This window comes from Robiginitalea marina (assembly GCF_024006985.1).
Taxonomy (GTDB): Bacteria; Bacteroidota; Bacteroidia; order Flavobacteriales; family Flavobacteriaceae; genus Robiginitalea; species Robiginitalea marina.
In genome coordinates this window covers 1-22,744 of record NZ_JAMXIB010000012.1, presented here as the reverse complement: position 1 = coordinate 22,744, position 22,744 = coordinate 1, and the positions used below count along the sequence as shown (strand labels likewise).

19 protein-coding genes and 1 tRNA gene are annotated in these 22,744 nt (G+C 56.9%); 10 read left to right on the top strand and 10 right to left on the bottom strand.

Going from position 1 to position 22,744, the window contains the following annotated elements:
- Positions 1–78 precede the first annotated feature (78 nt).
- Entirely contained in the window at positions 79–540 is a 462-nt protein-coding gene (msrB, locus tag NG653_RS12665) for a peptide-methionine (R)-S-oxide reductase MsrB (RefSeq protein ID WP_252742083.1), read from the top strand.
- Positions 524–1,072: a peptide-methionine (S)-S-oxide reductase MsrA gene (gene msrA / locus NG653_RS12660; RefSeq protein WP_252742082.1), complete on the top strand. Its 549-nt coding sequence runs from the start codon at positions 524–526 to the stop codon at positions 1,070–1,072. Before msrB ends, msrA begins: the two co-directional genes overlap by 17 nt.
- Positions 1,073–1,146: 74 nt before the next feature.
- On the opposite strand, the gene NG653_RS12655 is transcribed toward msrA, so the two are convergent.
- A complete protein-coding gene (locus NG653_RS12655) occupies positions 1,147–3,264 on the bottom strand; it encodes a carboxy terminal-processing peptidase (protein ID WP_252742081.1) in 2,118 nt (705 codons plus the stop codon).
- A 180-nt stretch (positions 3,265–3,444) separates the two neighbouring features.
- Here NG653_RS12655 and surE point away from each other — a divergent pair, with 180 nt between their 5' ends.
- The 5 genes from surE to NG653_RS12630 all read left to right on the top strand — a co-directional run bounded on the left by surE (position 3,445) and on the right by NG653_RS12630 (position 8,296).
- Positions 3,445–4,224, top strand: coding sequence for a 5'/3'-nucleotidase SurE (gene surE, locus NG653_RS12650; RefSeq protein WP_252742080.1), 780 nt, complete (start codon positions 3,445–3,447; stop codon positions 4,222–4,224).
- Entirely contained in the window at positions 4,217–4,516 is a 300-nt protein-coding gene (locus NG653_RS12645; RefSeq protein ID WP_252742079.1) for a hypothetical protein, read from the top strand. The genes surE and NG653_RS12645 overlap by 8 nt, the downstream gene beginning before the upstream one ends.
- A complete protein-coding gene (lpxB, locus tag NG653_RS12640) occupies positions 4,513–5,634 on the top strand; it encodes a lipid-A-disaccharide synthase (RefSeq protein WP_252742078.1) in 1,122 nt (373 codons plus the stop codon). The genes NG653_RS12645 and lpxB overlap by 4 nt, the downstream gene beginning before the upstream one ends.
- Positions 5,635–5,719: 85 nt before the next feature.
- Positions 5,720–6,280: a C40 family peptidase gene (locus NG653_RS12635; RefSeq protein ID WP_252742077.1), complete on the top strand. Its 561-nt coding sequence runs from the start codon at positions 5,720–5,722 to the stop codon at positions 6,278–6,280.
- Positions 6,281–8,296, top strand: coding sequence for a ComEC/Rec2 family competence protein (locus NG653_RS12630; RefSeq protein ID WP_252742076.1), 2,016 nt, complete (start codon positions 6,281–6,283; stop codon positions 8,294–8,296).
- A gap of 4 nt (positions 8,297–8,300) precedes the next feature.
- On the opposite strand, the gene NG653_RS12625 is transcribed toward NG653_RS12630, so the two are convergent.
- Positions 8,301–9,833: a peptide MFS transporter gene (locus NG653_RS12625; RefSeq protein WP_252742075.1), complete on the bottom strand. Its 1,533-nt coding sequence runs from the start codon at positions 9,831–9,833 to the stop codon at positions 8,301–8,303.
- 18 nt (positions 9,834–9,851) lie between these two features.
- Complete coding sequence (locus NG653_RS12620) at positions 9,852–12,017, bottom strand: S9 family peptidase (protein WP_252742074.1); 2,166 nt, start codon at positions 12,015–12,017, stop codon at positions 9,852–9,854.
- A gap of 155 nt (positions 12,018–12,172) precedes the next feature.
- On the opposite strand from NG653_RS12620, the gene NG653_RS12615 reads away from it, so the two are divergent.
- Positions 12,173–13,498, top strand: coding sequence for a hydroxymethylglutaryl-CoA reductase, degradative (locus tag NG653_RS12615; protein WP_252742073.1), 1,326 nt, complete (start codon positions 12,173–12,175; stop codon positions 13,496–13,498).
- On the top strand, positions 13,495–14,406 hold the full coding sequence (locus NG653_RS12610; RefSeq protein ID WP_252742072.1) for a GYDIA family GHMP kinase: 912 nt from the start codon (positions 13,495–13,497) through the stop codon (positions 14,404–14,406). The genes NG653_RS12615 and NG653_RS12610 overlap by 4 nt, the downstream gene beginning before the upstream one ends.
- Before the next feature lie 67 nt (positions 14,407–14,473).
- Here the strand turns inward: NG653_RS12610 and NG653_RS12605 are convergent, their stop codons facing one another.
- From NG653_RS12605 to NG653_RS12575, 7 genes are all read right to left on the bottom strand, one after another.
- Positions 14,474–16,594: a peptidylprolyl isomerase gene (locus tag NG653_RS12605; RefSeq protein ID WP_252742071.1), complete on the bottom strand. Its 2,121-nt coding sequence runs from the start codon at positions 16,592–16,594 to the stop codon at positions 14,474–14,476.
- An 89-nt stretch (positions 16,595–16,683) separates the two neighbouring features.
- Entirely contained in the window at positions 16,684–17,961 is a 1,278-nt protein-coding gene (locus NG653_RS12600) for a hemolysin family protein (protein WP_256470482.1), read from the bottom strand.
- 12 nt (positions 17,962–17,973) lie between these two features.
- A complete protein-coding gene (locus tag NG653_RS12595) occupies positions 17,974–18,177 on the bottom strand; it encodes a hypothetical protein (RefSeq protein WP_252742070.1) in 204 nt (67 codons plus the stop codon).
- Positions 18,174–18,776 carry an LPS export ABC transporter periplasmic protein LptC gene (gene lptC, locus NG653_RS12590; RefSeq protein WP_252742069.1) on the bottom strand — a complete coding sequence of 201 codons (603 nt, stop codon included), beginning with the start codon at positions 18,774–18,776 and terminating at the stop codon, positions 18,174–18,176. Before lptC ends, NG653_RS12595 begins: the two co-directional genes overlap by 4 nt.
- A gap of 2 nt (positions 18,777–18,778) precedes the next feature.
- Complete coding sequence (locus NG653_RS12585; protein WP_252742068.1) at positions 18,779–20,149, bottom strand: hypothetical protein; 1,371 nt, start codon at positions 20,147–20,149, stop codon at positions 18,779–18,781.
- Between the two features lie 40 nt (positions 20,150–20,189).
- Positions 20,190–21,455, bottom strand: coding sequence for a BamG family beta-barrel-assembly machinery protein (gene bamG, locus NG653_RS12580; protein ID WP_252742067.1), 1,266 nt, complete (start codon positions 21,453–21,455; stop codon positions 20,190–20,192).
- Entirely contained in the window at positions 21,456–22,184 is a 729-nt protein-coding gene (locus NG653_RS12575; RefSeq protein WP_252742066.1) for a type III pantothenate kinase, read from the bottom strand.
- Positions 22,185–22,428: 244 nt separating this feature from the next.
- On the opposite strand from NG653_RS12575, the gene NG653_RS12570 reads away from it, so the two are divergent.
- Positions 22,429–22,501, top strand: a tRNA-Phe gene (locus tag NG653_RS12570).
- Positions 22,502–22,744 lie beyond the last annotated feature (243 nt).

Genomic DNA, 22,744 nt, shown 5'->3' with positions numbered 1-22,744 from the left:
GCCGTAAATTTACACTAACTTCGCAAAGAATTGGCCGGGGCCCATGCCTTGCGGCCCGCTGAAAAAAATGCTTTGAAAATGCTTACCTGGAAAGATATTATGCATTATGCCACCCGGGGGAATCCGCAGCCCGACAGGAGGGTGGAAAAACCGCTGGAAACCTGGAAGGCCGAACTCGACCCGGAGGTATTCCGGATAACCCGCATGCACGGAACCGAGGCCCCGCATTCCGGGGCCCTGTGCCACAGCCATGACCCGGGGGCCTACCGGTGTGCCTGCTGTGGGGCCTCCCTTTTCGATTCCCGCATCAAGTTCGATTCGGGCACCGGCTGGCCCAGTTTTACCCAACCCACCGAAGCCAATGCGATCAAGTATATAAAAGATACTTCTTTTGGCATGGTCCGGGTGGAAGTACAATGCAATAGCTGCGACGCCCACCTTGGCCATGTGTTTCCCGATGGACCGCCCCCCGGCGGCCTCAGGTACTGCATCAACTCCCTGGCCCTTAAACACGAAACACGCGATGGGAACGAAGGTTGATTCCCTGCAGGATGCTGTCCTTGGCGGAGGGTGCTTCTGGTGTACGGAAGCCGTTTTTCAGAACGTTCGGGGGGTAAGGAAGGTCATCTCGGGGTACAGCGGGGGAGCTGCCCCTGGCAGGCCAACTTACCGGGAGGTCTGCTCCGGCCTTACGGGCCACGCCGAGGTGGTTCGGATTACCTTTGACCCTTCCCTAATCAGCTACCGCGACCTGCTGGTGATTTTTATGGCGACCCATGACCCAACCACCCTTAACCGGCAGGGGGCCGACGTCGGTACCCAGTACCGGTCGGTGATTTTCTACCTGGATGAAGGGCAAAAAGCCACCGCGGAAACGGTGCTCAGCGAAATGGCCGAATACTTCGATGCCCCCATCGTTACCGAGCTCAGCCCCCTGAAGAACTGGTATGAGGCGGAGGACTACCACCAGAACTACTATGAGGACCACGCTTCGGAAGGGTATTGCCGGGCAGTCATCAGCCCGAAACTCCGCAAGCTCAGGGAGCAATTTGCATCCCGCCTGAAAGACTGAGGCCGCACGCCAAAAAAAAGGACCCGGGGAAGTCCCCCGGGTCGCTTTGGGTTGTGCAAACCACCCCGAAGGCCTTAACCCCGGGTGCGGCTCGCCAGCTTATCTTTCTTAATGTTGTTGAGCTTCAAATCCTGCAACACATTCACCGCTTCTTCCACGTATACATCGCGTGCCAGGTCCTTGTGCCACCGGTTGCGCTTGTCGCGCAACACCGAGTCCTGTGTAAAGAGTTCCCTTTCATAGCGCGGGGAACTGAAATCGAGTTTGGAGTCATAGACCATTTGGGACCTGAAGTATTGCGACTTATCCTTGTTTTCCTTCTCGCGTCTCTGGTACTCCGCGAAGTTCAGGGGGACCTGGGTTTCATCCTGCTGTTCCTTGATCCAGCGGGCGTTTTCCTCAATCAGGGCAATCTGCGGATGGGCCTTCATACGGGCTGTGCTCCTTGAAATGGTTGTTTCGTAATCGATATAGCCGTCCCAGGGCTCATAGGAGGCCGGGCTGATCTTATCCCATTGCAGGGGGTTTTGCTGGTCCCGTTCCCCCAGGTCGATATAACTGTACCGGTCGGGCACCACCACATCGCTTTTAACCCCTTCCAGTTGGGTGGAGCCCCCATTGATGCGGTAGAACTTCTGGGTGGTGAGTTTTATGGCGCCCAGGTCGCCGTATTCATTGCTGCGGACGATATTCTCCAGGGGGATAAGGTTCTGCACCGTACCCTTGCCGAAGGTTTGCCTGCTGCCGATCACCACCGCCCTGCGGTAATCCTGCATGGCAGCCGCAAGGATTTCTGAAGCCGAGGCGGAAAGTTCGTTGACCAGGATCACCAGCGGGCCATCCCATTGGATGCGCTCATCCTTGTCCTCGTAGATTTCCTTGTCCCTGGCGGAAGAGCGTACCTGCACGATAGGGCCGTCCTTGATAAACAACCCGGCCATATCGACCACGGTCTTCAGCGACCCGCCCCCGTTGTCCCTGAGGTCCAGGATGAGGCCCTCGGCCCCTTCGGACTTCAGCCGTTCGATTTCCCGGGCCACATCGGTGGCGGCATTGCGCTCCGTGTAATCGTCGAAATCCACGTAGAATTTGGGGAGGTTGATCAGCCCGTATTTTTTATCCTCTTTCCTGATCACGGCCGACTTGGCAAAAGACTCCTCCAATTCCACCACATCCCGGGTAATGGAAATCACCTCCACGGTACCATCGACCTTGCGCACCGTGAGGTCCACCACGGTGCCTTTCGGGCCCTTGATCAGTTTGATGGCATCGTCCAAACGCATGCCCACGATGTTTACAGGGGGCTCCCCGTCCTGTCCGACCTTGAGGATTTCATCGCCCACTTCCAGGCGCTGGTCCCTCCAGACCGGCCCTCCGGAGATAATCTCGACGATCTTGGCGCCCTCCGACTGTTTTTGCAGGCGCGCCCCTATGCCTTCAAACTTTCCTGACATACTGACATCGAAACGTTCCTTGTCCTCCGGGGCAAAGTAATAGGTATGGGGGTCGAATTCGTCCACAATGGTGTTCAGGTACTGTACAAACCAGTCCTGACGCTGGAGGTCATCGACGAAATCGAAGTACTCCTCCATGGTTTTCCGGGTATTTTCCCGGGCTTCCCTTTCAGCTTCCTCCGGGGTAAGTGCCTGAGAAGGATCGGCGGCCCCAAGGTTCAGCTTAGATTCATACGTGCCTATGGTGGCGTACTTCAGCTGCTTGCGCCAGCGGTCGGCGAGTTCCTTCCGGTCTTTGGCATACCCCTGTTTTTCATAATCGACGTCGATGTATTCCTGAACCGAAAAATCAAAAGGGGATTCCAGCACCTCCGGGTACATCTCCCGGATCTGGTCCATGCGCTGCATGAGCCGCTCATATACCAGGTTAAAGAAGGATATCTCGGTATTTTTGATCTGGTCGTCGAGCTGGAATTTGTACTGCTCGAATTCCTCGAGGTCCGATTCCAGGAAATACCTTTTGGTGGGATCAATCACGTCGATGAAGTCTTCAAAAACACTTACTGAAAAATCATCGTCAATATCCCTGGGCTCGTAGTGGCCGCGTTCCAGCACATAGGTGATCAGATCGAGTAAAAGTTTATCGCGGTCGTCGGTTTCGAACGAACGGTTGGTGAAACTGCAGGATGCCACGGCAATCAGCAGGATCGATAACACTAACACAAAATTCCTTTTCATGTAACTCTTTTTATTTACTGGTCCCGGGGACCGCAAAACTGCCTTTGATCTGGCATTGAACCCCCTAAAGTACAGAAAAAACCATGCCAGCCCTGAGGGATGACATTAATTTTTTGTTAATGCCCCCTTTCCGCAGCCCTATTTACGAAAAACGTATTTTTGCACGGTAAAGTATATCCAATGCCCAAACCCCTTATCCTGGTTACCAATGACGACGGGATCACCGCACCCGGATTGCGGATGCTGATCCGCTACATGAAGGACCTGGGGGACGTGGTGGTCGTTGCGCCGGACAGCCCCCAATCGGGCATGGGCCACGCCATAACCATCGACAGCACGTTGTATTTCAAGCGGGTGGTCACAGACCCGGGAGACGGGGCGCTGGAAGAATACAGCTGCAGCGGGACCCCGGCCGACTGCGTGAAGCTGGCCCTGCAGGAGCTCCTGCCCCGCAGGCCCGACCTGTGCGTAAGCGGGATCAACCACGGGTCGAACGCCTCGATCAACGTGATTTATTCCGGGACCATGAGCGCTGCCATTGAGGCGGGGATCGAAGGGGTGCCCGCCATCGGGTTTTCCCTGTGCGACTATTCCTGGGAAGCGGATTTCCGGCCCGCCGAAAAAGCGGTAAAGCAAATTGCCCGGGAATCCCTCAAACAAGGGATCCCGGAAGGGGTGGTCCTGAACGTCAATATCCCCAGGACCCGGGGTGAGCTCCCCAAAGGCATCAGGGTTTGCCGGCAGGCCCGGGCAAACTGGAAGGAAAAGTTCGACAAGCGGACCAACCCGAGCGGACGGGATTATTACTGGCTTACCGGGGAATTCGAACTGCTCGACAAGGGGATGGATACCGACGAGTGGGCCCTGGCCCAGGGCTATGTTTCGGTGGTGCCGACCCAGTTTGACCTCACCGCCCATCACGCCATACAGGAACTGAATAACTGGTCACTCCATGAATAAAATACATCCGGCCCGGGAAATGGCCATTGGTTTTGCGGTGGGAATCATTGCCAATACCCTGGGGGTACTGCTCTACATCTGGCTGTTCTCCGATCTGGGAATTGCCGATGCCTATGCTGCCGCCGTGCAGCAGGGACACGTGGGAAGCCTGCTCGCCCTGGGGGCCATCCTGAACCTCTTTGCCTTTTTCGGGTTCCTGAAGCTCCGGCGCGACCACCGCGCCCGCGGGGTCCTTATGGCGACCGTCCTGACGGCCCTGGTTATCCTGTATTATAAACTTTTCGGAGGGTGAAGTACTACATCATCGCAGGGGAAGCTTCCGGGGACCTTCACGGGTCGAACCTGGTCCGTGCCCTCCACCGCCACGACCCCGGTGCCGAGGTGCGCTGCTGGGGCGGGGACCGCATGGAAGCTGCCGGGGCCACCCTGGTAAAGCACTACCGGGAACTCTCATTCATGGGGTTCCTGGAAGTCCTGGCCAACCTGCCCGCCATCTTCCGCAACCTTTCCTTCTGCAAAAAGGACATCGAAAGCTTCGGGCCAGACGCCCTTATCTTCATCGATTTCTCGGGCTTCAACCTCCGCATCGCCCAGTGGGCAAGGCAGAAGGGATACCGTACCCATTACTACATTTCCCCCCAGGTGTGGGCCTCGAGGGAAGGCAGGGTGCGAAAGATCAAAAGGGATATCGATGAACTATACGTCATCCTTCCGTTTGAAAAGGAATTTTATGAGGAAAAGCACGGGATGCCAGTACATTTCGTGGGGCATCCCCTCATCGATGCCCTGGAAGGGCTCCCGGAACGGGACCCGGCCGGCTTTCGCCAGGCCCACGGGCTGGACCCTGACAAGCCCATTATAGCCATCCTGCCGGGAAGCCGGGCCCAGGAAGTGCGAAGCATTTTGCCGGTAATGCTTGCCCTGGTGCCCCGCTTCCCCGCATACCAGTTTGTGGTGGCGGGGGCGCCCAGCCTGGACCCCGACTTCTACCGGGAATTCCTGGAAGGCTCCCGGGCCCGCCTGCTGCAGGAGCAGACCTACCCCCTGCTCCTCCATGCCCATGCGGCCCTGGTGACCAGTGGCACTGCAACCCTGGAAACCGCCCTGCTTGGGGTCCCCCAGGTGGTTTGCTACAAGGGCAACTGGGTATCTTACCAGATTGCCCGGCGGCTGATCACCCTGAAATATATTTCCCTGGTAAACCTGATCATGGACCGGGAAGTGGTGACGGAACTGATCCAGGGGGACCTGACCCCGGACAACCTCTCCGGGGAACTGGAAGCCATCCTGGAAGGAAAGGGCAGGGAGGAGCAACTGGAAGCCTACGGGGTGCTGCGCCAAAAACTGGGGGGAAAAGGCGCCAGCTATAAAGCGGCAAAACTGATCGTCGGGTTCAGCAAGAGGGGCTAATTTTAACCCCTCATATGGGATATGGTATCCCCAGTGTGCGAAAATCCCTAAATTTAGGGCGGCCCGAAAGGCCCTCCGGACGCCGATGAAAAAAGCCAGCTTCTTACTGGGAATCTCCGTATTGCTGTGGAGTTGTGGCGGGGCAAAAAAAACTGCCAGCCGTCCCGGCCCGCCGAAGATACACGTGGAAGGCACTGTCCCGGAATCCGCTAAGGGCCCGGAAGCGTCTGCCGAAGCCCCCACCGGGCCCGCGGTGGAAGACACCCGTGCAGATGCTATTATTGAAACCGCCCTCTCGTACGCCGGGGTGAAGTACCGCTATGGCGGGACCACCCGGAAAGGGATGGACTGCTCAGGGCTCCTGTACGTTTCCTTCCTGGAGCACGATTATCCCCTGCCCCGCAGTTCCCACCTGCTGGCCGAAGAAGGCCGCCAGGTAGCCCTTTCCGAATTGCAACCCGGCGACCTCCTGTTCTTCAAAACCCTCAGGAGGGCCAAAAACATCAACCATGTGGGGCTGGTGGTGGAGGTCGGCGACGGGGAGGTGCGCTTTATCCACTCCACCACCTCCAGGGGGGTCATCGTTTCCTCCCTGAGGGAAGGGTACTGGAACCATGCCTTTGTAAAGGCTACCAGGATTTTCTAAATGCCTTCCCACACCACCGTTTCCATAGGGCTGGCTGCCTGCCTCTCTGCGGGCGTGCTTTCGTCCCTGTGGGTAAAGCCTTCCTTTGGGGCCGCGCTGTTGACCCTGGTGATATTCCTGGGGCTCACCGGGCTGGGCCTCCGGCGAATGCCCGCAGTGGGCTACTGGATACCCGCCGGCCTGGCGGCCTGGTCTCTCGGCCTGTGCAGCATGGCCTGGCGCCTGCCGGAGAACCGGCCCCTGCACTTCCTCCACTTCGAAACCCAGCCGGGTGGCTGGGTGGGGGCGAAGGTCCTGGAAGCCCTGCGACATACCCCCTACTCCGACCGGTACCTGGCAGAAATCACCCGAGTCAACGGCAACCCCGCAGAGGGAAAAGTGGTGTTGCAATTGCCGGCCGGCCCGGACACCATACGACTGGCCCCCGGGCAGGAAATCATCAGTGCGGTGTTCCCCGGGCCCGTAGGGCCCACGGCCAATCCCGGGCAGTTCGATTACAGGGCGTATTTGGAGTCGGTTGGGATCCACGGGCAGCTAAGGCTAAACGAAGGGGAATACCTCCTCCCGCCACCCCCGGTCGGGGGCAGAGGGGGCAGGCTTGCCACCCTGCGCAGCCGACTGCTCGAAAGGCTTGATGAAGCCGGGTTCTCCCCTGCTGAAGCGGGGGTAGCCCGGGCCCTGCTCCTGGGCGACCGCTCCGAAATGGATCCGGAAGTACAGGCGGCTTACCGCAAGGCCGGGGCCCTGCACCTGCTGGCGGTATCGGGGTTACACGTGGGGATTGTGGCCGGCCTGGTGTACCTGGTGCTGGCGCCGCTGGGCAGGGGCCGTTACGGCAAGTCGGCCCGGCTGTTCCTTACCGTAGCGCTCCTCTGGGGCTATGCCTTTTTGGCGGGTCTAAGCCCTTCGGTAGTAAGGGCCGTCCTCCTTTTCAGCCTGGTCTCTTACGCCCTTTACCTGCAGAGGGACCGGATGACCCTTCATTTCATGGGGTTGGGCTGGATGGTGATGATCGGCATCCTGGACCCCCTCTGGCTGCTGCAACCGGGGTTCCAACTGAGCTTTGCGGCGGTGGCGGCCATTGTGGTGTATGCCCCCGCCCTGATGCGGTGGTGGCCCTGGAAGCGCCGTCCGTGGGGGTGGATGGGCAACCTGTTCTGCGTGAGCCTGGCCGCACAGATGGGCACCCTGCCGCTGTCGCTGTTCTATTTTCACCAGTTCCCGGGCCTCTTCCTGCTCTCGGGCCTGGCGCTGCTGCCCCTGATGGGCCTGGTACTTGGGATGGGCTTCGCTGTGTTGCTGCTGCAGTCGGTTTCCCTGCTGCCGGCCTTCCTGCCGGCCCTTTACAACGCAGTTCTTTCAGGGATGAATGGCTTTGTCCGGTGGGTGGCCGGGCAGGAAGGGTTCCACCTCGAAGGCATTCCATGGGACGGCGTCCACCTCCTGCTTGGAGGCGCGGCCCTTGTGCTTGGGGGGATATCCCTACGGCAGGGTAGCCGGTGGTGCCTCAGGGGGGCTGTCCTCGCCCTGCTCCTGCTGCAGGCCTACGGAATCTGGCTCCGGGACCAGGACCAAGAGGTCCGGCGACTTACCATCCCCCATAAGGTGGCGGCCAGCGGATTCTGGGTGCAGGAAGGCCGAAGCCTCCGCGTGTTTTCCCCTGATTCCGCAGCCCTGCAGCCGCTTTTGCGGGACGCCGCCCTGCACGGGCGCGCCAGCCGCATAATCCATATGCCTTTGGAAAACCATTATCGCTGGGGGGACCAAAACGTGCGGGTCCTGGACAGTATGGGGGTGTATTCGGGCAGGGAGCCTTCCCCCCGCCTGCTGGTCCTCACCGGGTCACCCCGGGTGCATCTGGGCCGCCTGCTGGAAGCACTGCGGCCCGCGCAGGTAGTGGCCGATGGGAGCAATTACCACAGCTATGTACGCCGCTGGGAACAAACCTGCCGGCTGCAGGGCATTCCCTTCCATGCCACGGCATGGTCGGGGGCCTTTGTAACCGAACTGCCCTGAACCTTTAATGCACGTTGCCCATCAGGCGCTTCATCAGGGGGGCCGTAACCAGCACGATGACCCCTGCAGCCAGGGCATACTGGGCAATCAGCTCGAACCCTCCGGTGTATACCTCCAGGGTATCCAGGCCCCGGACGTTGGGATCGTCACTTTCAATGGCCAGTTGTTTGCCAATAAAGCCGACGACCTGGAAGGCAAACGCCGAGGACAGGAACCACACCCCCATCATAAAGGCCACAATCCGTTTGGGCGAAAGGTCGGTGATTTTGGAGAGCCCCACGGGCGACATGAAAAGTTCCCCCACCGAAAGCAAAAAGTACATCAGCAACAGGTAGGAAAAAGGGACCATGCCGTTTTCATCGGCACTGCCCCCGCTGAGGGCCAGGACGTAAAAACTGATCCCCGCAAAGGCCAGCCCCAGTCCGAACTTGTACGGGGTGCGGGGGTTGAGGTTCCGCTTCGACAACCAGGTAAACAACAGGGAAATGGGAATGGAAAGCAGGATGATGAACACCGGGTTGATGGCATTGGACTGGGCCGCATCGATCCAGGCCAGGTTCACGTTCCGGTCTGCGAACAGGGTAATGACGCTTCCTGACAGTTCATGGAACCCCCAGAAGATGGTCATGAACAGGGTGATCAGGACCGCCATAATCAATTTTTTCCGTTCCTCCGCGGTGGACTTAAAGATAATGTACGCCAGGTATCCCAGGATGAAAATCCCGATCAGCTTGAAAATGATGTTCACCGGGTTCTGGTCTTCGAAAAAGTCCCCTTCCTCCCCCATGGGCTTATAGGATGCCAGAAGGACGGCGATCACGGGCACTGAAAGGAAGGCGATCACCGGCACCATGATGCGCTGGGGTACCCCGACCAGGGGTTTATCGAGTACTTCCTGGCTGGGGGCCTTCCCCCGGTCGCCAAAGACGTTCTTCCGGATCCCGCTCCAGAAAAACAAGAGCCCGGTAAGCATCCCGATCCCCGCAAGGCCAAAGCCGTAATGCCACCCGTACTCCCGGCCGAGCCAGCCGCAAAGCAGGGGGGAAACAAAGGCGCCGATATTGATCCCCATGTAAAAAATAACAAAGCCGGAGTCCTTCCGGGGGTCGCCCTCTTTATACAGCGACCCTACAAACGTGGAAATATTCGGTTTGAAAAACCCGTTGCCCGCCACAATTAGGGCAAGGGCGGAGTAAAACGCCACGTTGTGTTCTATGGCCAGCACAAAATGGCCCAGGGCCATCAGGATGCCCCCCAGCAGGATGGAGCGCCGCATGCCCAGGATGGTATCGGAGATGCGCCCCCCGATGACGGTAGAGGCGTATACCAGGGAGCCGTAACTGGAGTAGACCGCGGCGGCGGCGTAATCGCGCTCCAACAGGGCCTCGAAAATCACATTGACCATGTAGAGGGTCAGCAGGGCCCTCATCCCGTAAAAGCTGAACCGCTCCCAGAGCTCTGCAAAAAAGAGATAGAACAGCCCCTTGGGATGCCCCATAAGCTGTTGTTCTTCTACGTCAACGATTGTTTTTTCCATGGGTCAGGTCAGGTTAGGTTAAAGGTTTTCCAGGACGAACCGGGTCATTTTGGTATACAGGTGCAGGCGGGTTTTCCCCCCAGAAATCCCGTGGTTGCGGTCGGGGTATACGGCCCACTCGAATGGCTTGTTCGCGCGGACCAGGGCTTCCACCATGCGCATGGTATTTTGTACATGCACGTTGTCATCCGCCGAGCCGTGGACCAGCAAATACTTTCCCCTGAGGCGGTCGGCGAAGTTCAGGGGGGAATTGTCGTCGTACCCGGAGGCGTTTTCCCGGGGGGTCTGCATATAGCGCTCGGTGTATATGGTGTCGTAAAACCTCCAGCTGGTCACCGGGGCCACCGCAATGGCCATCTCAAAGACCTCATTCCCTTTAAGGATGCAGTTGGAAGACATGAAGCCCCCATAACTCCAGCCCCAGATCCCCGTCCTGGATTCATCCACATAGGGGAGTTCGCTCAGGATACGGGCCGCCTCGATCTGGTCCTCCACCTCGTATTTCCCGAGTTCGAGCTGGGTGACTTTTTTAAAGTCGCGTCCCTTGAGCCCCGTGCCCCGTCCGTCGATGCAGGCCACGATAATCCCCTCGGAGGCGAGCATCTGGTGCCAGTAGTCATTGCTCCCATGCCAGCGGTTGGCAACCTGCTGGGACCCCGGGCCACTGTACTGGAACATGAAAAGCGGGTATTTTTTTGACGGGTCAAAATCTGAAGGTTTGATCATCCACATGTTCAGCTCGTGCCCGTTTACGCTCAGGGTGCTGAACTCCTTGGGAGAGAGCTGGTATCCTTCCAATTTTTCCAGCAGGGGGGCATTGTTTTTCAGTTCCCTGACCAGCCTGCCGTCGGCCGCCCGGTGGAGCGTGTAGCGGGGCGGGGTATCGACGTTGCTGAAGGTGTTGATAAAATAGGTGAAGTCAGCACTGAAAGCAGCCTGGCTGGTGCCATTGCCCGGGCTCAGGCGCCTTTGCCCCTTTCCCCTGTCAGAAACGCTGTAGATATTCCGGGTAATGGACCCTTCCTCCGAAGACTGGTAGAAGATCCTCCGGCTCCCGGGGTCGTATCCGTAGTAGGCCGTTACCTCCCAGGGACCGCTGGTGAGCTGGTATTGCCGGGTCCCATCGGCCCGGTGGAGGTACAGGTGGTTGAACCCGTCCTGCTCGCTGGTCCAGATAAACCGGTCATCGGGGAGGAAGGTAAGGTTGTCGGTCACCTCCACATAGGCGGCATCCCTTTCCTCCAGCAGGGTGCTGACTGCCAGGGTGGCGGCATCCACCCGGTGGAGGACCAGGTGGTCCTGGTGGCGGTTCAGGGTCTGCACGCTCAGGTGGTCGGGGTGGTTCATCCACTGGATGCGCGGGATGTAATACGGGCTTCCCAGGTCCACCTCCCGTGTCGAACCTTCGTTAAGGTCGAAGAGGTGCAGGGTGACCTGTGAATTGGCCTCCCCGGCCTTGGGGTATTTAAACACATAGGGGTACGGGTACAGCCCGCTTCCGTAGACATCCATGGAGAATTCGGGCACTTCCCTTTCATCAAACCGGAGGAAGGCCAGGCGGTCTCCCCGGGAATTCCACTGGAAGGCCCTGACAAATGAAAACTCCTCTTCATAGACCCAGTCGGTGACCCCGTTGATAATGGCATTCGGTTCCCCGTCGTCGGTCACCCGGGTTACCCGCCCGGCGGAGAGGTCGAGGACATACAGGTCATTCCCCCAAACATAGGCCACTTTACCCCCATCCGGCGACAGGGTGGGTTCCTGGATCATTTCAGGGGAGACGCGGATGGTTTCCCCGGTCTTCAGGTCGTGTACGTAATAGATGCCGAGGGTGGACCTGCGGTAGACCGGTTCCACCTGAGTGGCCAGCAGCACCTTCGATTCATCGGCGCTGAAGGTATAGCCCGTAAAGTAGGGGATTCCCACCCGGCTATCGGAGGCTACCAGGGAGGCCACTTTTTGCTGGGTTTCGTACTGGTACTTATCGATGCTGCTGGTCTTGGCGGAAGGGTCGGACTGCAGAACGGTGTAGTGCTTCCCATCCTCCATGGAATGCAGGGCTTGCAAGGACTCCGTGCTGAAAGCCCCGCCCCAGATTTCTTCGAGGGTAAGCTTTTGTTGCTGGGCCCAAAGCGCAGGGCCCAAAATGATCCAAAGCACAAAGATCCAATAAGGCTTCTTCATAATTCCGTAAAAATGGGGTTAAAATCCTCAAGTTTAGGAATATTTTGCCAAAAAACGCAACTTCTGTTTGAATTTATTGCCGCCCTGCCGCTGTGCGGTACCCCCCCGGATTATTAGGGCTGAATGTGTATCTTTAACCCCTCAATTCAATGCAGATGGACCAGCCTATCGAAGGATTCTCCAGGCTTTCCAAGGAGGAAAAAATACAGTGGATCGCCCAGCGGTACACCCGGCACCCCAGGCAGACCGAAGCGCTTTTGCAGCAGTACTGGAACCCCGACGCCCACTTGCAGCAGCTTCACGACGAATTCATTGAAAATACCCTGAGCAATTTCTACCTGCCCCTCGGGGTAGCCCCGAATTTCCTGATCAACGACCGGCTCTACGCCATCCCCATGGCCATTGAAGAAAGTTCCGTGGTGGCCGCCGCCAGCAAGGCTGCCAAATTTTGGCTGGAACGGGGCGGGTTCCGTGCCCGGGTACTGGGGACGGAAAAAATTGGCCAGGTGCATTTCCTCTTCCATGGAAAGGCAGCCGACCTGCAGGAGTTTATTGACCATATCGGGCCGGTTCTGAGGAAAGATACCGCCGGGATAACGCGAAATATGGAACAACGCGGGGGCGGGATCCGCGACATCGCGCTCCGCGACAAAACGGAAGCCATGCCCGGGTACTTCCAACTCCATTGCACTTTTGAAACCCTCGATGCCATGGGGGCCAATTTCATCAATTCCTGCCTGGAACAACTGGCGGCCACCCTGGTGAGGGAAGCAAAGGCTTACCCCGCGTTCCAGGGAATGGAGCCCCCGGTGGAAGTTTTGATGAGCATCCTTTCGAACTACGTGCCGGGCTGCCTGGTACGGGCTGAAGTCAGCTGCCCTTTGGAAGCCCTTCCCGCCGAATGCGGCCTCACTGGGGAAGAATTCGCCCGCAGGCTGGTACAGGCAGTGGCCATTGCCGATTGTGAGCCTTACCGGGCCGTGACCCACAACAAGGGTATCATGAATGGTATCGATGCCGTGGTCATTGCCACCGGAAACGATTTCCGCGCCGTGGAAGCAGGGGTACACGCCTTTGCGGCCCGCTCGGGGTCGTATCGCAGCCTCACCCGTGCCAGGATAGAAGACGGGCAGTTCCACTTCTGGATGGATGTCCCCCTGGCCCTGGGGACTGTGGGGGGGATCACCAGCCTGCACCCATTGGTCCGTTTTTCCCTGGAACTCCTTGGCGACCCGGGCGCCCCGGAACTGATGCAGGTGGTGGCGGTAGCCGGGCTGGCCCAGAACTTTGCCGCCCTTCGCTCCCTGGTAACCGTCGGCATCCAAAAGGGCCACATGAAAATGCACCTGCTCAATATCCTGAACCAACTCGGGGCGACAGAGGCAGAAAAAACGGCCCTGATCGACCATTTCAAAAACGATACCGTCAGCCACAGCGCGGTGGTGGAAACCCTCAATGCCCTGCGCTCCCAAGCCCTATGACTTCCTATTACAGCCACGGGAAAATCCTGCTCACCGGGGAATACCTGGTGCTGGACGGGGCCCTCGCCCTGGCCCTCCCAACGCGAATGGGGCAGTGGCTTGAAGTGGTTCCCTCTCAAGCCCCGGGGCTTCGCTGGACCAGTCGGTCCCCCGATGGCACCCCCTGGTTTGAAACCCATTTCTCACAGGAAGAACTCGGGGCCCCTCCAGAAGGAGGTTTTCCCTCGGGGGTACGGGAACGCCTTCTTTTCATGCTCCGGACAGCCCGGGCGCACGCTCCCGGTTTTTTGCAGGAACCCTGCTCCCTGACGGTGGAAACCAAACTGGAATTCCCCCGGGAATGGGGCCTGGGATCGTCGTCTACCCTGGTGTCGAATTTGGCCAATTGGGCGGGGGTCGACCCTTATACCCTGCTGCGGGAATCCCTGGGGGGGAGCGGGTACGACCTGGCCGCCGCCCGCCATGGGGGCCCTTTATTCTACCAGCTCCGCGACGGGCATCCGGCCGTTTCGGACGCCCCCTTTGCCCCGGCGTTCGCCGGGCAGTTGTTTTTTGTCTACCTGAACCGAAAGCAGGACAGCCGGGAAGGTATCCGGCGGTACCGCCAGCGCCATTTTGACCAGGGGAAAGCCCTGAGGGAAGTCTCATCCCTTACCCGGCAGCTCGCCGGGGCGCCCGACCTCGTGTCCTTTTGCCGTGCCCTGGAGCAGCACGAAGCCCTGCTGTCCGATATCCTGGGGGTAGCCCCGGTAAAGGAGGCCCATTTCCCCGACTATCCCGGCAGCCTGAAGAGCCTTGGGGCCTGGGGCGGGGATTTCATCCTGGCCACGGGTTCCGAAAAAGGGCCCGGGTATTTCCGGGAAAAAGGATACGACACCCTGATCCCCTACCGGGAGATGATCCTCTAATGCAAAAGGCCCCTGAACCTCAATGGCTCAGGGGCCTTTTGACAAGCCTTACGGAAACCTGGGCGACTTAGTAGAAGGCGGCCCGGTTATCCACGATTTCTGCCCGTTCTTTCAGGGCGTTGAATGCCTCTGACAAAACCCTTGCACCAAGGCTGTTCTGGATATTGTTCGCATAGGGGGCATAATTTTCCATATTCGGGGCAACCTCCTTATTGGTCACCTCCAGCTTGAAAACCCCGGATTCCCCTTTGATCAGCCCGGAAACTGCGCCGGTATCGAGGGTAACTGCCGTTCCGACCACCAGGGGCTCCCTTCCGGCCCCGGCAATGGTGGGTGCCTTGGCGTTCAGCGAACTGGCACTGGAAACCTGCACCCCGTTGGAGCTGGCCAGCTCCTCCAGGCCCTTGCCTTCATTTGCGGCAATGATCTGTGCGGCCTTGCGCTCCTTGCGCAGGATCGGCAACACCTGCACCGAAGCATCCTCCACACTCATCGGTCCTTCCCTGTAGGTTGCAGTCAGCTGTACAATGGCATAGCCGTTATTCAGGTCAAAGCGGCGAACATCCCCCACTTTGGTATCTTCATTGAAAGCCCATTGGGCAATGCGGCGCTGGGACCCCAGGCCAGGAAGGTTTTCGTCAAGGGCTTTGATTTTGTTAATCGGGCGCACCTGATATTCCTTTTCAGCGGCCTTGTCGGCAAAACCCTTTTTATCGTCAATCACGGCCATCTCAAAGGTGGTGGCCTCGGTAAAGAGCGTATTCACGGTTTCCTCGGAGGGTTCGATCAGGCGGGTAAGGGTCGCCACGCGGACGATATCCTGCTTGTCGTCCACTTTTACAATATGGTACCCGAATTCGGTTTCCACAAGCCCTATGGTGCCCACCGGGTTCTGGAAGGCAAAATCGTTGAATTTGGCGGTCATGACCCCCTCCTGGAAGTATCCCAGGTCCCCTCCCCTCGGGGCGGAGGGACCATCGGAATTTGCGCGGGCGAGCTCGGCAAAAACCGCGCCTTCTTCCCGGGCCTCTGCGAGCAGTTCCCCTGCCCTGGCCTCAGCTTCTTCCTTGGTACGGGTAACCGACGGGTTGGCCCGTTCAGCCCCCTGATAGGCAATCAGGATATGGCTTGCCTTCACCGATCCCCCGGGTTTCTTGCCCATCATCCGGGAAACTTTGAAGTATTCCCCATCCTGGTAAGGCCCGTATACTTCGCCTACTTCAAGGTTCAGGAGGGTATCGGCAAACTGTGCCGGAAGTTCCGCGCGGGAGCGGAACAGGGTGTCGTACCGGGTATCGGAATGGCGGTCCAGAAAGGCGTCCATATCAGTTGTGCTGCGGAACCCGGGGATTACCACGGTCGAATCGAGTTCCTCCATGAATTCCATGCCGTCGCCCAGAAGGCCTTCCAAGCCTTCACGGATGGCCGCCCGGTCGGCCTCAGAGGCCTTCTCCTCAAAAAACACATAGCGGATATCCCTTGCGGCTTCCTGCTTGTATTCTTCAGGGTGGTCCTTGATGTATGCGGCAATGTCTTCTTTGGAAACCTGAATGGTGCTGTCGGGGATACTGCTGTAAGGCACGCGTACATACCGGATATCGACCTTGTCATTGGCCAGGTGGTATTCGAGCTCCCCTTCCTGCAGGGTAGCCCCGAGCCCCGCCCGGATCAGGTTAAAATAACTTTGTTCCCTGGCCGACTGCACCAACCCTTTTTCGGTTTCCAGCCAGAGGTTATACTGCTGGGGGGCGTTCACCTTCAATTCTGCGAGGAAGTTCAGGAAGGCCGTTTCGTCAAAAAAGCCGTTCTCATCCTGAAACTGGGGGTTCTGGGTATAGCTCGGGTTATTGCGGATCACCTCGATGATCTGGTCCGGCCCGATATCGAGCCCGAGGCCTTCAAACTGCTGGTTGAGCAGGGCTGTCCGCACCTCCTGGTTCCAGACCGAATTCACAATCTGGGTGGAACTGGCCTGGTTGCCAAACTGGCTGGAAGCGATTTCCATCTTCCTGCGGAATTCCTCCAGGGATATGGATTCCCCATTCACTTCCCCCACGGTGGTCCCCACCTTCGGGTCGCCAAACCCGCCACGGGTAAGCACATCGGAAATCACAAATGCAAAAAGCGCCAGTCCGATGATCAGGATCATGACGGTGGTACGCTTTCGAATCTTTTCTAAAATTGCCATGTTACCGGTCTTTAAATCAGTGGGCGAAAATACCACTTTCTCCCCAATAATAAAAGGAAAAACAGGGGGGTTGGGAAGCGGACGGGAACCTATTCGGATTCGAGTACTTCGAGGGTAACCAGGTCGATCTTCGTATTGGACACTTCCAGGATGCGGAAAAGGAACCTGCCAATGCGGATCTGGCTGTCTTTTTTCGGGATCTCCCCGGTTCCGTTAACGATCATCCCCCCCAGGGTGCCGTATTCATCGCTTTCCGGAAGGTCGAGGCGGTAGGTCTCATTGAGGTAGTCCACCTCGAGGCGGGCAGAGAATTTATAGGCAAATTCGGAAAGCTGCTCCTCGCACAGGTCGACCGTGTCGTGTTCGTCCTCGATTTCCCCGAACAACTCCTCGATAATGTCCTCCACGGTGAGGATACCGGAGGTGCCCCCGTATTCATCCAGGACCACCGCCATGCTCTTGCGCTTTTTGGTCAGGACGTTCAGGATGTTCTGGATCAGCATGGTTTCCGGCACGAATTCCACCGGCAGCAGGATGCTCTTGATGGTATTGGGCTTTTTGAACAATTCGTAGGAATGCACATAGCCGATGATGTTGTCTATGGTATCCTTGTAGACCAAAATCTTCGAATAGCCGGTTTCCGTGAAGAGGCGGGTGAGGTTCTTCGGGGTTTCGTGCAACTCCACCGCAGTGATTTCCGTTCGGGGTACCATGACCTCCCGGGCCTTGACTTCCGAAAATTCGAGGGCATTCTGGAAGATCTGGATTTCCGAATCCACCTCATCACGCTCTTCCACCGTCTCCATTTGTTCGGTAATGTAATCGCCCAGTTCCAGTTTGGTAAAGGCCAGTTGCACCTGGTCGCCACGGGTCCTGAAAAACGCCTTAAGGATGCCGTCGGAAACAAATATGACGAATTCGGAAAGGGGCCAGAACAGGAGGTAGAACAGGTAGGCAGGGATGGCCAGGGCCTTAAGCAGGGTGTTGGCATAAATCTGGAAGAGCACCTTGGGCAGGAACTCGGCGGTAAGCAGGATGATGAGCGTGGAGATCAGGGTCTGGGTCAGGAGGCTGAAATCGGTCAGCAACGCGGTCAGCAGGATGCTATCCACGGGCAATATCCGCAGGAACCATCCCATGAGCAATTCTCCCATATAGAGGCCGTACACCACCAGGGCAATATTGTTGCCGATCAGCATGGTGGCGATAAACTTTGACGGGCTTTCCGTCAGTTTTCCCAGCACCCGGGCCAGCAGGCCCTCCTGTTTTTTCTCGATTTCGATATGGATGCGGTTGGCGGAAACATACGCGATTTCCATCCCCGAGAAAAAAGCCGAAAGCAGCAGGCAAAGAACGATGATGGCCATGAGGGGCTCGACTTAACTTTTTTCGGATTCCCTGCGTTTTTCAAAGCGCTTCCGATAGTTCCTCCTGAAAAAGAACATGGCTATGGAAACCACCGCAAAAAAGACAAAAACATAGGCCTGGTCGCGGTCGGCCTCCCACAGTTCGCCGATTTTATAAAGGGAAATCAGGGCAACAGCCAGATAAAGGTATTCGGTGTATCTGAGGATTTTTATCATGATTCTTCTTCCTTCAGGAGCATTTCGCCCCCTGTTTTATGTGCTATAAAATAACTAAAATCCCGGTTAAAATCCATGCCCTGCCCATTGAGCACCGTACCTTCTTCCGGGTTCGAAAAGGTAAACCGCTGCTGGGTAAAGATCCATTCATTGCTGCGGTCCCAATACAGTTGGGTGGTCTCCAGCCGTTTCCCGTCGTGGGTTTCGAGGACTACATTGCCCTGCAGGTCCACGATATTGGTACGGGTATAAATAATGGCATAATCGGCCCTAATGGTGCTTTTTTGGCCCTGCTCATCGAAGTGTTCCACCAGCAGGCCGTTGGGGAAGGTCCGGTAAGGGAATTCGAGGTTCTCGTAATCCTCGCTGCGGTCGCTTTTCAGGATGGCCACGATGCGCGAGTCGCTGCTGCCCTGAGACTGCAACTCCTCTTTGGTCTCTGTATAAGTTAGGGTGAAGTGCTCGGCTACCCCCTGCGGATACACCCGGGCCGGCTTCTCCTCCCCTACCCGCTGGTAGTTGTCGGCACACCCCAAAAAAAACATTGCCACAGTGGAAACCATGGCAATGCCTGCAATACGTTTTATTTGCCTTCCCATCCCTACAGGTTAGGAACGGTCACGCTGCCCCCGATCCAGCAACTCAGGGAAATGGTCTTGCCGGCCATCCCGGAATTGAAAATATCGGTTTTGGAAGGGGCTTTGGCGCTGTAGCTTGCCGCGGCCTGCCCGGCGGTGGAAGAAAGGGAGGGGTCTACCCTGCCGGCCTTCCGGGCCATGTCTGCCGCCAGCCAGTATACCGAACGTTTCTCAAAAGGGGTCTCCCCACACTCGTTGGCGCTGCTCGCATACAGGGAGGCGATCAGCAAATAGGCTTTTCCGTTGGAGGAATTGGCGCTGATGGCTTTATTGGCATAAGTCCTGGCCTGGGACTTGCTGAATTTACGGGCCACGGTGGCCGACTTGTACAGGATGTCCGATTTTTTCCGGGCATCGGTTTCCAGCTCCGCCGCCTTGTCAAAATCCGCCAGGGCGCCGCGGGTATCCCCATCTTTTACTTTAAGGCTACCCCCATAGAGGTAGGCGCTTGCAGAAGGCTCCAGGGCCATCTGGGCCTCGAAAAGCTTCCGGAACAGGGGGGAGTCGGTACATTCCTTGGCGAACATGCGGCCCACCGCCCGTTTTACCCAAACGATATCGCCCTTCTTTTCCTCGAAGGTCTTCTCGTACAGCGGGATCAGGTTGTCGCAATCGGCAAGGGCCCCCAGCTTGGAATCGATGCTCGATGATATCTTCCCGTAGTTTTCAGAATAACTGTTGTACGCCCTAAGCTGGCTTTTTTCCTTGCTGGACAAAGTCCCTGCCTCTTCCTTGGGCAACAGCTTATTGATCTGCTGCAGGTATTTTTCGTTCTCCTCTTCGATTTTTTCCGTTACGTCGTCGTAGGCGTCAAAGACTTCCTGCAGGTCCTTCTTACCGGCCTCGTGGAGGTTGACCAGGGATGAGAAATACAGGTAGAGCGCCTTGGGGTTGTCGAAATTGGCCCGGTCTTCCCGGAACGCTTTGGACAACATATTGAAAAGCTGCTCGTCGTCGGCCATTTTGTTATCGTACAAAATGGAAGCCTTGTCACTGGCTATCCCGGCGCTGGTGTAATTCTTTGGGAAATATTCCTTGCTTTTGTCGTGCAGGGTCAGCAGGTCTTTGATAAACCCCTCTTTTTCAGCCCCGGAGGAATTATCGATCTTATGCTGCAGGATTTTTTCCCCAAGGGAAAAATTCGCCTTGTTGATGCCCGGGCAGGTCTCGTAAACCATTTTCCACGGGGCATAGGCAGCTTCGTAGTTCTTTACCTTGGCGTGTTCGGCGTAGATGGAAAGATTGGTCATGCATTCCGGGTTATCTGCCTGGCCAAAAACCGATGCGGATAGTCCCAAAACCGCAACCAACATCAAGTAAAATTCCTTTTTCATCTTAACGTTCATTTAAGGGTGGTCAATGTACTAATTTTTTTTAATTAATCTGTCTTTTGAGGAACCAGCGGGCGTTGAACGCAAGTCCGACACTCACCTTAAAGTAACTCTCCCGCACCAGGTCATTCATGGTGGTTCCCCTGCGGCCAAGCTCAAACCCGATGTTCAGGTTCGAAAAATCGGCGCTTATAGGCAAACCCAGTCCAAAGGTTATGCCAAAGTTCTCCAGGGGCTTGTCATTTACGACTAAACCCGTATTATCCAGACGAACGCCCGCCCGGTAAACCACCCTGTTGAAAAAGGAATCAAAAGAGTTGTAATCCGGTATAAAGAACCCCCCAAGGGCGTAACTGCTGGCATCTTCGTATTCCGTATTGTCCTGCTCCAGGAAGGTATTTACAAAGTCGCTGTATTTCTGGAAGCTGTATTCGGCCCCTACGAACCAACGTTTATCCTGGCCATATCCCAGCCCGATGCTGGTAGTCGTCGGGATCTTGATTTCGGTATTGCGCAGGTTCAGACGGTCGAGGTCGACCTCAATTACTTCAATGGGCCTCAGGGTACTGGCCACCACGGAGCCGATTTGCTGGTTGTTTTTGGAAACGAGGTTTCCCCGGGTGTTGACCCGTAATGAGGTGAACAGGGTATGCTTCCCGAAACTCGGGGTATAGGTAAGGCCGTAATTGAAGTCAAAACCGCTTACCTCCGACTGCCGCAGGTCCTGGGTGCCAAAGACCACGTCCTCTACAAGCTGCAGCCGGGCAGTTTCCAGGTTCCCGAAAAAATAATTGACCGTTGCCCCCACATGCAGGTCGGGGAGCACCCGGAACCCGGCGGAAAGGTATACCTGGTTCAGCCCTCCCCGTCCGTTGAACTCACTGGTCACCAGGCTTCCCTGGCTGTCCGTGGTTTCATTCACCAGGCTGTACCCAATGGAACTGAAGGGTTTCAGGCCGAACCCGATGGCTGCCTGCTGCGATTTTATCGGCAGGGCCACGGCGAGGTATTCCAGGTTCGAAACCGAACTGTTCTGCTCCTCGGTAAAGGTCTCAAGGCGCAGTTCTTTATGGGAAAAGGCAGCGGAATAGGCGGTTAACCCCAATTTCCCGAGGGAAGCCGGGTTGTTCAGGTGGATGTGGATGCTGTCGGTATAGATGCCCAGCCCGCCCATCATCTGGTTGTCTACCGTGCGGACCGATTTCAGGTCTCCGATGCCGAAAAAAGAGTAGGGCGATACCGTGCCGTTTTGGGCCGAAACCCCATAGGTTGCAAAACAAAGGATTGCGGCAATAAGTTTTTTTACCATCTAGCTTTTGTTGTATTCCAGCAGCTGGTTCAAGCCCTCCAGGAGAAAATTGGAATGGGCAAATATGCTATTTTTTAACCGCCTGGACAAAAATTGGGCGTCCCCCCCCGTTAAAATAACTGTTAAATCGGGAAACCTCGATTTATATTGGTCGATGACCCCGTCTATTTCCAGGGTAATGCCGTTGACCACCCCGCTGTGGATACTGCTTTCGGTGGCATTGCCGATAAAATCGAGGATGTTTTCGGGGGTGAGCAGGGGGAGGCGGTCGGTAAATTCGTGGAGGGCGTTGTAGCGCATGTAGAGGCCCGGGGAAATGGCGCCCCCCAGGTACTCCCCGCGGTCGTTCACCATATCGTAGGTGATGCAGGTGCCCGCATCGATGACCAGGGTATTCCCCTTGGGGTTATGGTAAAAGGCCGCCGTGGCCAGGGCCAGCCGGTCGGGCCCGAGGGTCTGGGGGGTGGCGTAGGAGTTCTTAAAGGGGATTTTGCTGCGGGGCGAGAGCACATAGGTCTTGCAAAACACCGACACTACGTCGGCCGCCCGCGCATCTAGTTTGCTCACCGACGAGATAATGGCCGTACTGATTCCGGGGTACTGCTGGAACACGGCCTTGATGTGGTCGGCAAAGCCCGCTTCCAGGCTCGATTCCACGTGCAACAGGCGGTTTCGCCGGAAAACGGCAAACTTGATTTGGGTATTCCCTGCGTCGATCACGAGATTCATACCACAAAGATCGGAAACTGGGAAAAAACCACCCCCTTTTTTTCAGAAATTGTTGGTTGTTCTTAAATTTGAAAGTATATTTGCCACCCCTTTGAAAAGCATCTCCGCCCCAAAGGGAAACGTTCTTAAAACCCCTGGTACCTTAGCTCAGTTGGTAGAGCAACGGACTGAACCCCGATAGCTATCGGGGCGTGTGTCCCTGGCTGACCAAAGTTCAATGGTATCAACTAGAAATTCACTTTCTGGTACCTTAGCTCAGTTGGTAGAGCAACGGACTGAAAATCCGTGTGTCCCTGGTTCGATTCCTGGAGGTACCACTTAAAGCGCCAAAACCCGCCCTCGAATGAGGGCGGGTTTTTTGTTTCCCGGACGCGGCGAAAGCTCGCTTTCGTAAGCGGAAGGGGAACAAAAAACACCGCCGCTGAAGGCGGCGGGTGGTTTTGGCATTTTCACCTGGGGGGCCAAAGGAACACCGACCCCGACCGATGGCAATCGGGAGGGGGAGGTATCTCCTGGAGTTCAATTGAAGAAATCTCCAGCGGCGGTAGGTTTTGGCACCC